This window comes from Chryseobacterium arachidis (assembly GCF_900129245.1).
Taxonomy (GTDB): Bacteria; Bacteroidota; Bacteroidia; order Flavobacteriales; family Weeksellaceae; genus Chryseobacterium; species Chryseobacterium arachidis.
Map to the genome: position 1 here is coordinate 134,369 of NZ_FQUT01000010.1, position 13,509 is coordinate 147,877.

Here is a 13,509-nt window from a genome sequence, read left to right on the forward strand (position 1 = left end):
TTCGCAAAGATTTTTGTTTAAAATTACCCTGCATATTTTCGTTCGCAAAGGCGTTTCACTCAGCAAAGGCTTCCTGCTTAGAATATTACGCTAAATTATTTCTCTTTTCTTTTACTCAGCATCCACTCGTATAAAGCGGGATTTGAGTAGGTTGAATCCCATGAATTGTGATTGTCATTAGGGAAAATCGTCAGTTCTGCTGATGGATTAATGGGATGCAATTTTTGGTAAAAATTAAATGCATTTTCAGGTAAAACGACATCATCCATTCCGCCGTGGAAGATTTTCATGTTTAAATCTTTGTATCGATGAATATTTGCATACATCACACGGTCGGTCGGTGCGCAAACTGAAACGACTGATGCAAACATTTCGGGATGCTCCATGGCTAATTTTAACGTACCCCAACCTCCCATGGATAGTCCGGTAAGATAAATTCTGGAAGCATCAATTTTATATTTTCTCTGAATTTCTTTGATCAAATTGTAAACTGTCACCGTATCCCACCATTCATTTTCCGGACATTGCGGTGCTAAAATGGCCACCGGCTCTTTAATCAAATTCTTATACGTAAACGGGCTGTGCGCTTTTACTTTTTCCAAATCGTTTCCTCTTTCTCCTGAACCGTGAAGAAATACGATCAACGGAACATTCCCTTTGGCTTTTTGAGGATAGTCAAGAATATAGGAAATATTTTCCTGCCTTTTGATCTCTTTGTTTAATTCGGCTTTAATTTCCTGAGCGTTTAAGCTAAGGGATAACGGGAGAAGTAAAAGTGGAAGGTGTTTCAGTTTCATTTTTAAATTTTGATTTGTGATTATTTAAATGTTATTTCTAATCTTAATCAGATTTAATATTTTTTTGATAGGATTTGCATCCTATCCTTTAGAATGCCGTCCCGTTGGGACTTTGAGATGAAATGCTTTATTTTTTTTTGAGACTGTATTTCATTGAGATGGCTGCTTTCTTAGCCCCGATCGTAGCAATTGTCTGAGCTCATTTTTTGGGTTTCGGTGGCTGCGGCGGCTTTGCCGCCGCAGCCACCGAAATCAAAAAATAGCAAGTGCGGAGAGCGGGATTAAGCTCCTTAAAAATACTATTTAATGTTATATTTTTCTGATTTGAAACTCAATTTCTTTAATCCCTGCTGGATTTCAGGCGCATTCATAAACAGTTTCCATAAAAATCCGGTGCGGTAATTTTCAATCATCGGGGCAATTGTTCCCTGGTCAATGGCTAAATATCTTGGCGTCGTCCAATTGTTATAATGAATCGAAGTTGCATCATAAGGTCCCGCGGAACCGATAAATTCAGGCTTTTGAGTATAAATAAACTTCAGGAAATCCATAGACTCTTGGGGAGTGTAAGGAAAACTGCTCAAAGCCGCCGTCGGAGTAATCACGCCATGATCATTTTGCGGAAAGTGGGCATCGTAACCGACACCTCCATCTTTATTCCTTGAATAACTTGCCGTTAATCCCCAATAATTAGGTCCGTACCCTTTCCAGCCTTTTGGATTTTCTACGCAATATTTATAGTCGATTAAAACTTGATTTTTATTTAAATCGAAGTAATTTTTAATTAATTTATCTGATAAATTCGTTGGATCTAAACCAATGTACGAATATTGAGTCCAGAATAACGGTCCGCCGTAGTCTTCGGCTCCGTTGTGTTTTACATACATTGGAAGTCCGTATTTTTCTTTATCTGAAAGATAGGTTCCGTTTCTTGTCCAGCCTTTGTAGTAGGTTTCTGCATCAATTGAATAGGTTGGTGATGAAGCGGCTAAAATGTAGGTAATTAAACATTCGTTGTAGCCCTGCAACGGGAAGTTCATTTCCCATTGATATTCGGGTGACCAATGCCAATACAGAACTTTTTCACCACCTTTTGTGTACCAGTTCCACTGAATGCCTTTCCAAAGTTCGTCGCATTTTTTGGCGAGTGCTTTTTCTTCAGCATTTCCGTTTTTGAAGTATTCGCGAACCATTAGAATTCCTGAAGTCAGAAATGCGGTTTCTACCAAATCTCCACCGTTGTCTTTCTTTCCAAAGGGAACGGTTTTTCCTGTTTCACCATTAATCCAGTGCGACCAAGCACCTTTGTGACGATCGGCTTTTGCCAGGAAATCCATCATGGTGGTCAATCTTTTCACTGCTTCTTTTCTTGGTACAAAACCTCTTTCGACCCCAACTAAAATTGTTGCCAATCCAAATCCTGAACCTCCGGTGGTAATCACATGTTTGTCATTATTCGGATAGATATTGTCTTCGTGATAACGCTCTCTTCCCAACATTGAATTAGGTTCTGCATAATCCCAAAAGTATTTAAGAGCATCTTTTTGAACTTTGTCCATTAATTGCTCGTTAGTAACATTTGATTTAACAGCTTCAGCCTTAGAAAATGTTTGCCTTGCACTTTGAGAGTTTTTACAGGAAACTGCGAATAATGATGTTGCAGCAATTGATAGTATTATCCTTTTCATTATATCATTTTTAGACAGAATACAAAAGAAAAGGAGAACTTTCATTCTCCTTTAAAGTTTTATAATTAAATTTAGTAGCCTGGGTTTTGAGCCGACAGCCCTCCAGCTTCCATAATAAAGTCTTGGGGAAGAGGAAACACTTCATGTGTTCCAACTTTGAAAACCTTTCCTCCATCAGCAGCCATAGCCGCCTGTGCCTGACCTGTTCTTACCAAATCGAACCATCTGTCGTGTTCAAATGCAAGTTCAAGTCTTCTTTGCTTCCAAATATCTGCTCTTACATCTGCCTGAGAAGACACTGGAGTATTTCCGATATTTGCTCTGTTCCTTACTTGATTTAAGAAAGGGATCGCAGCAGAAGTCTGTCCTAATTCATTCATCGCTTCAGCTTTAATTAAAAGAACTTCAGCATATCTTAAATAACGGATATTTACATCTGTAGAAGCTTGGTCTCTATAATTCGAAGAATATGCTTTATAATTATAGAATTTATTTTCAGTATTTGGACCTACATAATATCCATCATATAAAGTCATATCTCTGTGAATAATTGTAACATCCCTTCTAGTATCAGTAGCAGAATAAGCATCATATAAACCTTGTGTAGGTGTAGCAAATCCCCATCCCCAACCAGTAGTACCCCTAGCTCCTTGTACTTGACTGTATTGCTGAATTGCTCTACCTGCGGTTCCTCCTGTTCCATTAATTTCGAAAATAGATTCATCATTATTTTCTCCAGAAACTTTATAAATATCTTGGAAATTAGTAGTTAATGAATAGCCTGTTACCAAGTTACATTCGTCTAAAGCTAATTGCCATTTTTTCTGATATAAATAAACTTTTGCCAAAAGTGCATGAGCTGCCCCAACTGATGCTCTTCCTTTATCAGTGGCTCCATAAGTTGATCTATCTGGAAGAGAAGCTATTGCATCTTTAAGATCTTGCTCAATAAAAGCATAAACTTCAGCCTTACTTTTTCTTGTAAGTGTCATTAACTTATCAGCTTCGACACCAGTAACAGGTACATGATCTACCAAAGGAACACCTCCAAATGATCTTACTAAAGTGAAATACATAAATGCTCTTAAAAATTTAGCTTCACCTGCTAATCGCTTACGTAATTCCGGATCAGCTTTATCTAATTGAGGGAGATATTTCAGAGCCTGATTACATCTATTAATTCCTTGATAATTAGACGCAAACAATTCTTTAAAAGAAGGAGTTGCCGGAGTAAAATTCAGTGCATCTAAAATATCTTTATCCGAACCAGAATCGCTACTGCTTGAACCTTTATCTGCATCGTCTGAAACGATGGAAGTTACTCCAATCCAAGCAAAAGTGCTCATATTCCAATCTAAAAATTTAGCATAGATAGAAGTTACTAAGCTATTTGCACCTTCGTTGTTATTGTAGATTTCAACTAATGCAGATTCTGGAATTTTTTCTGTGGGTGAAACATCAATAAAGTCGTTACTACAACTTTGATTAACAGCTCCTAAAATTAAAAATGCTGCTGCTATGATATATTTCTTATTCATTTTTTTAAAAATTTAGGTTAACACCAAATACAAAAGATCTTAAAGTAGGATAAGCATCAAGCTCTATACCTGCTCGTTTATATGGATCTCCTTCTGCAGTAGTATCTGAAGGATTATATCCGGACAATTCTGAAGAATATCCTGAATATTTTTGAAATACTATTGGATTTATTGCACTTACATACAGTTTAATAGATTTCATATATTCTGTAACATTTTTAAATGTATATCCTACTGAAATATTATTAATTCTGAAGTAATCTCCACTTTCTAAATAAAAATTAGATGCAACTGGAATGTTCGAAGGATTTACAGGGTTTGCAGCATTAGTATTCGTTGGTGTCCAAAAGTCATTAGCTACAGAAGCCTCTACATTTTCACCACCATTTCGTTGTGCTTTCTTACCATTATATACTTTGAAACCAAAAGCACCATAACCATTCAGAGCAAAATCCCAATTTTTATAAGACATTGATATATTAACTCCTAATGTTGATTTTGGAATATAGGAGTCAAAAAAGCGTCTATCTCCTCCATCCATCGCTCCATTACCATTCAAATCTTTGAATTTTAAATTACCTTGTGCATCATATCCATCGACCTCATATAAATAAAAACTTCCTAAAGCGTAACCTACTGAAGATGCATTGAATAATTTAGTATCTATCCCGTTTCCTAAATTTCCTCCTACAATCTGTGAAACTGGTTTCGATAAATCAATACTAGCAAGTCTATTTTTATTATAAGAATAATTTGCTCCAATTGAGTATGAAAAATCTTCTCCTACTTTATCTGCCCAATTAAGGCTAACTTCAGCTCCCTTATTTACAACACTTCCCATATGTGAATAATTAACATCTGCAATCCCTGTTGCTAAATATGGTACAACACCTAAAACAAGATTATTTGTTTTTCTATTGTAAACATCAAATGTTCCTGTTAACCTGTTATTTAAAATACCAAAATCTAAACCTACAGAAGTCTCTTCCGTAACTTCCCATCCTAAGTCTGGGTCATAACCTTGATTAACTGTAATACCATTACTAACTGGTGATGATCCAAATCCATAGTTATAGGTAGCTCCTGCAGAAAGCGGCAAGTAATTTAACGGTACTCTTTGATTACCTAATTTACCCCACCCTCCTCTTAATTTTAATAAATTGAAAAAGCCATCTTTCATAAAGTCTTCCTCAGAAATTACCCAACCGGCTCCAAACGAAGGAAATGTTCCCCATTTGTGACCTTCAGCAAACTGAGATGATCCGTCTCGTCTAATAGTTCCACTTAATAAATAACGATTCATGAATTTATATTGAAGCCTTCCGAAATAGGATGTTGTGGTATTTCTATTACCTTGTATTGACTCAATAGCTTTAGTTGAACTATCACTAAATAGATTACCATAATAATCAACTCCACTGAGATTCCAATAGTCCTGTGAAACCGGAACATTTTGTCTATTGATAATTAAAGTTTCAATACCATTCATTACTGAAGTTTCTGTACCAGCTACTACTTCAATATCGTGATTTCCAATTTTTTTAGTATAAGTCAAATAATTATTCAGTAACCAATTATAATAATTTTGATTTCTATTAGTCAATCTGGTTAATGGTGATGTTGCCGAGTATTGGCTATCTACTCTCATCGGATCACTATCTAGCCAAAAAGCTTTTGAATTGACAAAATTGTAGTACTTATAATTATTATACTCTCCACTAAATTGAGATGTAAATTTTAAGTCCTTAAAGACATCAATATCTAATTTTAATCCACCTTGCAACAAAAAGTTTTTCCCTTTCTGATTATCATAAGCAAGCTGCATTACTGGATTACCCACATCATTAAATCTGCTTCCAACATAACCGATATTTCCTGTCGCAGGGTCATAAATTGGTTGCCCATACTTTCCATTTGGATAATAAACGGGAACTAATGGAGATTGTTTATATGCACTTGTAAAAACACCAAATGACTTTGGAGTATCGTTTGTAAATGTGGCACTCAAAGTTTGGGCTAATCTAATTCCTTTAGTAATTCTAAATTCGTTGTTCGTTCTTACTGTGGTTCTATTATAATTAGTTCCTTTAAGAATAGACTGTTCATCATAATTTCCTAAACTTAAAAAATATTTTGCAGCTTCAGAAGAACCTGAAATAGAAACATTATGTTGATTATAAATCCCTGTTCTTGTAATTTCTTTAAACCAATCTGTATTATAAGGCTGATCCGGATTTAAATATTTACTAGATTTACCTGCGTTATTATAATTGGCAAATTCAGAACCACTTGCCATCTTAATTGTTTTTAAGGGGTTTCTAATCCCAACTAATCCATCATAAGAAACGCTTAATTTACCCTTCCCTGATTTCGTAGTAATAATAATTACCCCGTTTGCAGCCCTGTTACCATAGATTGCTAAAGCAGCAGCATCTTTTAAAACATCATAGGTTAAGATATCATTCGAATTAATATTATTGATGTTCTCTGTAAACATACCATCAACTACGTATAATGGTGTTCTTCCGCCTAATACCGTTCCAAGCCCCCTAATCATTACGGTAGGAGTAGAACCTGGAGCATCTGATGCGGTAACCTGCACCCCTGCTGCTTTACCTTGAATCGCTTGTGATGCATTAAGAACCTTTGTTTTTGTAACCTCTTCAGCACTGATTGAGCTAACAGAAGTTGTGTTATCAACTTTTTTTCTGCTACCATATCCAATCATCACTACCTCCTCAATTTTCTGTTCCTTAGCCACAGTGTCTCTAGGAGTAACCTGCGCATTGACATTCATACCAAAGTATAAAACAGCAATGAGACATGAATACTTTAAATCACTTTGTTTCATATAGTTTAATTTTATTCGTACAATCAATTTTAACAAAAAGACATGTGTCTTTTTAGTCTTTTCATTGAAAAACAACTTATTCTCAGAAAAAGACATTAACCAAAATTATAAAAATATCCTTTACATTGTTAATTTTACTTAATTTTTTTTAATATTTTATTAATTTATAACATTCAATAATTCTCAATAATTTTGTTAAAAACCTTTATTTGTTTTAATATAATTCACATTAATTTAAATCACAAGCGTTCATAACAGCTAAAATAGCAGCAAAAAAATATTAATAACAATTTTTACCATTATGTCTCTTATCATATAATAGTTATCAAGAAAATGAATTTTCGGACGAATATTTTCTATAAAAATTTGTTAAAAGTTTTATTGTCTTTAAATTTGGTTCGTTATTTGAAATGAGTTTCAGTTTAATCAATATCAATGAAAAAATACTTCATCGCAGCTGCTTTACTTATAGGAACCGGAGCTGTTATCAATACGACAGTTCAGTCATGCACCACGCTGGCAACGTCTGATTTGGGATTATCAATTATCAAAAGACTTCTTTTAAACGGAATTGACAAAGGCGCCAACATTTACAGCAACAGAGAGTCGTTCCTGCAAAACAATATGGTGGATAAAGCCCTTCCAAAGCAATTGAGAGAGATCAATTCAATGTTAGAAAAGGTTGCACCCTCTTTGGTTAAAAAAGAAAGAGAGTATATCGCTGATGCGGCAGTTTATACCGTAAATATTTCAAAACCGATTTTAACGACTGCAGTAAACAGCCTGAATGCCCAGGATGTTACCAGAATTATTCAGGGAGAGAAAGGTACTGCCACTTTGATTTTGAAAGAAAAGACCTCCCAACAACTGATCGCTGCAATTGCTCCGAAGGTGGACGAACAGCTTAATCAATATGGCATTGTAAAAAGTATTAATACCGCTTTATCGGGAAGTAATTTACTGGGAAGTCTTTTAGGAGGAAATAAAACAACCGTAAACGCCGGAGGATTATCCCAATTAGCCTCTGAACAGCTGGTAAACGGAATCTTTAATATTATTGAAGATTACGAAATCCAGAACTCCAAATCGCTCCTCGGACCACTTGGAAAATAGAAAAATTTTCACTATATTTATATAGATATTTTAAAAGCAGATGGATATATTACAAGGAAATCAACATGCAAGCCCTGAAGATTTTTACAATTCTTTAAGGGAGAAACTGGAAGGTCACCACGATTTTCCAGAGGATTATTTATTCAAATTTATTATTCCGACCGATCAGTCTAAACTGACAGAAATTTATAAAGTTTTTGATGGTATTAAGTTCACATTAGGAAACAGAGAAAGCAAAAACGGAAAGTATACAGCCTGTAACATCAACGCATTCGTTTTAGATGCCGATCAGGTGGTACATATTTATAAAGAAGTCGCAAAAATAGAAGGCGTTATTCTATTGTAGAAAACAAAAACCGTTGGTTCTCCAACGGTTTTTTTAGTTTAATTTTTTAATGTATTTATTACTTTTCGATAAAATACTTAACATTCTCAATCGGTCTTCCTAACATCGCGACAAAACCTTTAATTAAAATCGGTCTTTGGATCAGCGATGGATTTTCAGACAAGACCTTAATCCATTCTTCTTCGGACAAATTACTGTTGGCAAAATTCTCCAGATATAATTTTTCGGTTTTTCGGATGATGTGAAAAACACTTTGGTTCAGTTTCTTTAAAACAGTTTTAATTTCAAGAATACTCAGCGGGTCGTCCACAATATTGATGATCTCGAACGGTACTCCGTTTTCATCCAGATATTCCAACACAGCATTCGATTTGGAACAGTTTCCATTATGTAAAACCTTTACTAACATCTTTAATTATATTTAAAATTAAACTTGTTCTAACAAATTTAAAAAGAAATCAACGTACCGGGACTTTAATTTATAATAAAACTTTGTTAAAACAGACCATTCAATTCTGCTTCTATTTTTTCTAAGATAAATCCGAAATCTTCAGGCTTCTCAACAAAATCTATATCATCTACTTCAATGACCAATAATTTTCCTTCTGTATAATTGGAAATCCATTTTTCATACTTTTGATTCAGTTTGGAAAGATATTCGATGCTGATCGACGCTTCATATTCCCTTCCTCTTTTATAGATCTTTTTAACTAAATTTGGAACATCAGATTTTAGATAAATTAATAAATCCGGGGCAGAAATGAAAGATTTCATTAAGGTAAAAACCGCTTCATAATTTTTAAAATCACGATCCGAAAGAAGATTCATATCATTCAGGTTTTCTGCAAAAATGTGTGCATCCTCGTAAATCGTACGGTCCTGGATAATATTTTTACCACTTTCTCTGATTTCTTTTACCTGACGGAATCTGCTTCCTAAGAAATAAATCTGCAAAGCAAAACTCCATTTGCTCATATCTGCGTAAAAATCCTCCAGATAAGGGTTATGATCTACATCTTCAAACTGGGCATCCCATCCATAGTGCTTGGAAAGCATCGTCGTTAACGTAGTTTTCCCTGCTCCAATATTTCCTGTAACTGCAATATGCATCTTTCCTTACTATATTTTTTGATTTTTAAATAACACTAAACGCCAGCAGATTCGATCTCAGAAACATCTTCAATCAGCTTCTGTAAAGAACTTTCTGCAGGATTTTTATTTTCAATTTCCTGAGTCTTTTTCTCCAGCTTTTCTTCCGGGCTATCCGGTTCTGAAGGCTTTTGCTCTGGCTTTTCCACTTCCCGATCCTTTGCTTTCGGCTTGGGATCGGGCTCAGTTTGCAGCTTCGCTTCTACATTTTTTTCGAGGTTGTAAAGATAAAGTTTGTTGGCTTTGATTTCAAAATATGAAAGGGTATTTTTATCCACAATTTGTGCATCCGGATCCTCGAAAACCTTAACCATTTCTTTTTCCGGAACGTACTTTAAAATCGAATTATTTGTTATAACTAAAATAAATTCATTCTCTCTCCTGAAACGTTTTCCGTTTTCTATCGCAGCCTCAAATATCTTTTCGAATTTTAAGGTATACACCCTGATGTGCTTTCTGGTAAGAATATACACTTTATTTTCATACACCAATAGATCCATCAGATCATCAAGACTTGCATCGAAAGGATAAGAATTAATGGTGTTTTCCTGTCTGAAATTATACTGAATCAAACGTTTTGTACTGTCGTCCAACAGCCACAATTGCTGCAAATCTTCCGCATAGGCCATTTTGATGAAGCCAAACTTCTGCTTAAAATCAACTTTTTGGATTTCGTTCATATTTTGGTCTACAAATTTCATTTCCTGAGCATTTTCTGAAAATAAAGGAACACTCAACGGGTTTTGTACCGTCTGAATTTTGTAAGGAACCGTAAGCATCAGCCTCCCAATCTGTTTTCCCAAAGAATCATATTTCGTAAAACTGAAATCTTTGTTTTTGTAAATGTATAAATTGCCGTAATCGTCTGCCAGCATGTCTTTGGCTTCCTTCAACTTTAAAGTGTCTAAAGGAAGAGCTTTCTGTGCCGACAACGAACAGAAAATCAATGCAAATATTAATGGTAATAGTCTCAAATTCTTTTACTAAGATAGCGCTCCGAAAAGGAACGCTACCAATTTACTATTTTTATTTATTTCAATAGAAATTGTGATTCATTTTAACTTATTTAATCGCAATTTCATAAATTTTTGACCAATTTTTGCCTGTTACCAACATATTTTCTCCCTTAAAAGCAATTCCGTTTAAAACATGTTCGGTATCAACTTTGGTATTTTCTTCTGTAATTTTGGTAAAATCAAACTTTCCCACCACTTCTCCTGTTGTTGGATTGATCTTCAAAATATACGGCTGGTGCCAAACGTTAGCATAAATAAACCCGTTGTGATATTCAAGCTCATTGATTTGATTGTAAATCTCTTTATTTCCTCCTACAGAAACGGTTTTCACCACTTTTGAAGGATTATTGGCATCCAAAAAGAACAGATCGTTTGATCCTGTATCTGCAATGAGGTTTTTACCGTCATAAGTTAGTCCCCAACCTTCTCCAAACTCATTAGGCAAAGGAAATTCTGAGATTTTCTTCAATGTATTTTTATCGTATACAAAGCCAATTTTATTTCGGTAGGTCAGCTGATAAATTTTATCTCCAACAACCGTAATTCCTTCGGAAAAAATTTCAGCCGGCTGTTTTTCAACCAAACCTGGTGCAGTACTTCCTAATGTATATTTTATTAATTGTGAAGCTTTTTCCAGTCCGTCGCTTTCATAAATTGTATTTCCTTCTATGAGAAAACCTTCGACAAAGTTTTTCGGATCGTGAGGATATTCTGCCACAATTTCATAGGCAATATTTTTCTCAGGAGTTTTTGAAAAAACATTAATTGTAGCATCCTGATTTAAAGTTTCGCCACCTTTTGTTTTGATATTGAAAGTAACATTGTTTTCTCCAAATCTAAAGAATTTAGGATCAATCGTTAAACCTGAAGTTTCTTTATCTCCAAAACTGATGGAAATACTTTCTGCATTATCGGTTACCTCCTGCGGAAGCATCAGCTTATCCCCAAAATGATATCCTTTTTCCTCCATCGAATTGTTGTAATCTGCCAAAGAATCGAGCATTTTTCTGTCATCTTTACAGGAAACCAACAACAAAAATACTGCAAAACCGGCTATCAGACTTCTCTTCACTTTACTTTAAATTTGGTTGAACTTAAAATTATTTAATCGCCACTTCATAAATCTTTGGCCAGTTTTTCCCTGTCACCAACATATTTTCACCTTTGAAAGCAATTCCGTTTAACACATCATCACTTCCTTTTGTATTTTGTTTTGCAATATCCGTAAAATCAAATGTTCCCACAACTTCTCCGGTAGCAGGATTAATTTTTAAAATAACCGGCTTCTGCCAAACATTGGCATAGATAAATCCGTTGTGATATTCAAGTTCATTTAATTGATCGTAAGTCTGAGAACTTCCCGCAACAGCAATATATTTCACCATTTTTGAAGGGTCATTTACATCCAGGAAATACAATAATTTACTTCCGTCTGAAGCGATCAGGTTTTTCCCATCATACGTTAATCCCCAACCTTCTCCCAATACATTTGGATAGGCAAATTCCGATAATAATTTCAATGAACTTTTATCATAGATATACCCTTTTTTACTCTGCCAGGTTAATTGATAGACTTTGTCGCCTACAATGGTACTTCCTTCCGAAAAATCTTCCTGAGCCTGTTTCGTAGAAGCTAAAGGCGTTGTAGTTCCCAGAGTATATTTTAAGATTTGTGAAGACCCGTTCTGGCCGTCACTTTCATAGATGGTATTCCCTTCAATCTGGAAACCCTGTACAAAATTTTTCGGATCGTGAGGGTATTCGGCAATGATTTCGTAATTGATTTTCTGTTCAGGATTTTTAGCAAAAACGTTTATGGTTGCATCCTGATTAAGTGTTTCGCCTCCTTTTGTTTTGATATTAAAAGTAACAGCATTGTCGCCTAAAGTAAAGAATTTCGGATCAATCGTTAAATCTGAAGTTTCTTTATCACCAAAACTGATGGAAATACTTTCTGCATCATCGGTTACTTCTTTTGGCAACGTTAACTTATCTCCAAAATGATACCCTTTCTCCGTCATTGAGTTGTTGTAGTCTGCCAATGAGTCAAGAATTTTTTTATCATTTTTACAAGACGCCAACAACAAGATCGCTGCAAAACCAGCTATAATATTTTTTTTCATTGAATTCTAAATAATTTCCCCAAAATTAGCAAAATTTATTCCGATGAACGAATTTCATTGATATGTTGACCAAATTGTAATATATAGCCATTGTTGTCATAGATTGCAAACTCTCTCATTGCCCAGTCGAAAGTTTCGATTTCGTAGCAGATTTTCACTTTTGTTTTCAAATCTTCCCAGAGCTCATCCACGTTATCGACATTGAAGTAGAAGGAGCCAGTAAATCCAATACCGTTAAATTTTTCGTGAGAATTAGGCTTTGTCAGCATAATCTGCACCTCATCTTTTTCAAGTGAAGCCCATTGCCAGTCGTCATTCCTTTCGTTCAATGTAAAACCCAGACATTGTTGATAAAAGCCTATGGTTTCATCCATATTTTCAGTCCATAAAATCGGGCGCAGAGAAGTGAATTTTGACTTCATGAGTTTTTAGAATTTTCATTTATTCCATTTTCAAGATAAGGCTTCAGGCTTTGCCCTATAATTCCGTTCCAGCCTTCCGTAAAAGCATTTCTTGAAAAATTTTCGCCTAAATCGCCGAAATAATCAATATCATCATGAATCAGTTTAATTAAGGTATGGTCCGCATCTGCCTGAAGTTCCCAGGTCAGGATTGTTTTTTGATCTGAAAATTCAGGATAGGTCCAGGTATGTTTTAGTTTTTTATTCGGAATAATTTCTACAACTTCTGCCTGATGATGGTATTTTTTTTCGTCACCGGGTTCATAAAAATTAAATATTGCTCCAATCTTCAATTCAAAATCTTCAATATCGAAATACCAGATTCTCATTTCGTTTTTGTCGGTTAATGCCTGCCACACTTTGTCTATGGGTGCATTGACTTTATGTTCTACGATGATTGGATTGCTCATATTTTTTGTTTTTAATT

13 protein-coding genes are annotated in these 13,509 nt (G+C 34.9%); 2 read left to right on the top strand and 11 right to left on the bottom strand.

All coding sequences use genetic code 11. From position 1 onward, the window contains the following. Positions 1-95 precede the first annotated feature (95 nt). The 4 genes from BUA89_RS16520 to BUA89_RS16535 all read right to left on the bottom strand — a co-directional run bounded on the left by BUA89_RS16520 (position 96) and on the right by BUA89_RS16535 (position 6,874). Entirely contained in the window at positions 96-797 is a 702-nt protein-coding gene (locus BUA89_RS16520) for a carboxylesterase family protein (protein WP_072960732.1), read from the bottom strand. 299 nt (positions 798-1,096) lie between these two features. Next, on the bottom strand, positions 1,097-2,485 hold the full coding sequence (locus tag BUA89_RS16525; RefSeq protein WP_083531702.1) for a glucoamylase family protein: 1,389 nt from the start codon (positions 2,483-2,485) through the stop codon (positions 1,097-1,099). A 71-nt stretch (positions 2,486-2,556) separates the two neighbouring features. After that, positions 2,557-4,023 (bottom strand): RagB/SusD family nutrient uptake outer membrane protein, encoded by a 1,467-nt coding sequence (locus tag BUA89_RS16530; RefSeq protein WP_072960736.1) that lies wholly within the window; start codon positions 4,021-4,023, stop codon positions 2,557-2,559. 4 nt (positions 4,024-4,027) lie between these two features. Further along, positions 4,028-6,874, bottom strand: a complete 2,847-nt coding sequence (locus BUA89_RS16535) for a SusC/RagA family TonB-linked outer membrane protein (protein ID WP_072960739.1) — start codon at positions 6,872-6,874, stop codon at positions 4,028-4,030. A 435-nt stretch (positions 6,875-7,309) separates the two neighbouring features. Between BUA89_RS16535 and BUA89_RS16540 the strand changes: the two genes are divergently transcribed. Both BUA89_RS16540 and BUA89_RS16545 read left to right on the top strand, forming a co-directional pair. Beyond that, the gene (locus BUA89_RS16540; protein ID WP_072960743.1) at positions 7,310-7,987 is read left to right on the top strand and encodes a DUF4197 family protein; all 678 of its coding nucleotides are present in this window, start codon (positions 7,310-7,312) and stop codon (positions 7,985-7,987) included. Between the two features lie 40 nt (positions 7,988-8,027). Continuing rightward, positions 8,028-8,333: a DUF493 family protein gene (locus tag BUA89_RS16545; RefSeq protein WP_072960746.1), complete on the top strand. Its 306-nt coding sequence runs from the start codon at positions 8,028-8,030 to the stop codon at positions 8,331-8,333. Positions 8,334-8,391: 58 nt separating this feature from the next. Here BUA89_RS16545 and BUA89_RS16550 read toward each other — a convergent pair whose 3' ends face one another. The 7 genes from BUA89_RS16550 to BUA89_RS16580 all read right to left on the bottom strand — a co-directional run bounded on the left by BUA89_RS16550 (position 8,392) and on the right by BUA89_RS16580 (position 13,492). Then, on the bottom strand, positions 8,392-8,742 hold the full coding sequence (locus BUA89_RS16550; RefSeq protein ID WP_072960750.1) for an ArsC/Spx/MgsR family protein: 351 nt from the start codon (positions 8,740-8,742) through the stop codon (positions 8,392-8,394). Between the two features lie 86 nt (positions 8,743-8,828). Beyond that, positions 8,829-9,443 (bottom strand): deoxynucleoside kinase, encoded by a 615-nt coding sequence (locus BUA89_RS16555; protein ID WP_072960753.1) that lies wholly within the window; start codon positions 9,441-9,443, stop codon positions 8,829-8,831. 35 nt (positions 9,444-9,478) lie between these two features. Beyond that, positions 9,479-10,456 carry a hypothetical protein gene (locus tag BUA89_RS16560; protein ID WP_072960756.1) on the bottom strand — a complete coding sequence of 326 codons (978 nt, stop codon included), beginning with the start codon at positions 10,454-10,456 and terminating at the stop codon, positions 9,479-9,481. 88 nt (positions 10,457-10,544) lie between these two features. Further along, on the bottom strand, positions 10,545-11,570 hold the full coding sequence (locus tag BUA89_RS16565; RefSeq protein WP_072960760.1) for a glutaminyl-peptide cyclotransferase: 1,026 nt from the start codon (positions 11,568-11,570) through the stop codon (positions 10,545-10,547). A gap of 28 nt (positions 11,571-11,598) precedes the next feature. Beyond that, on the bottom strand, positions 11,599-12,621 hold the full coding sequence (locus tag BUA89_RS16570; protein ID WP_072960763.1) for a glutaminyl-peptide cyclotransferase: 1,023 nt from the start codon (positions 12,619-12,621) through the stop codon (positions 11,599-11,601). A 35-nt stretch (positions 12,622-12,656) separates the two neighbouring features. Then, positions 12,657-13,043: a VOC family protein gene (locus BUA89_RS16575; protein WP_072960766.1), complete on the bottom strand. Its 387-nt coding sequence runs from the start codon at positions 13,041-13,043 to the stop codon at positions 12,657-12,659. After that, positions 13,040-13,492 carry an SRPBCC family protein gene (locus tag BUA89_RS16580; protein WP_072960770.1) on the bottom strand — a complete coding sequence of 151 codons (453 nt, stop codon included), beginning with the start codon at positions 13,490-13,492 and terminating at the stop codon, positions 13,040-13,042. Before BUA89_RS16580 ends, BUA89_RS16575 begins: the two co-directional genes overlap by 4 nt. Positions 13,493-13,509: the final 17 nt, after the last annotated feature.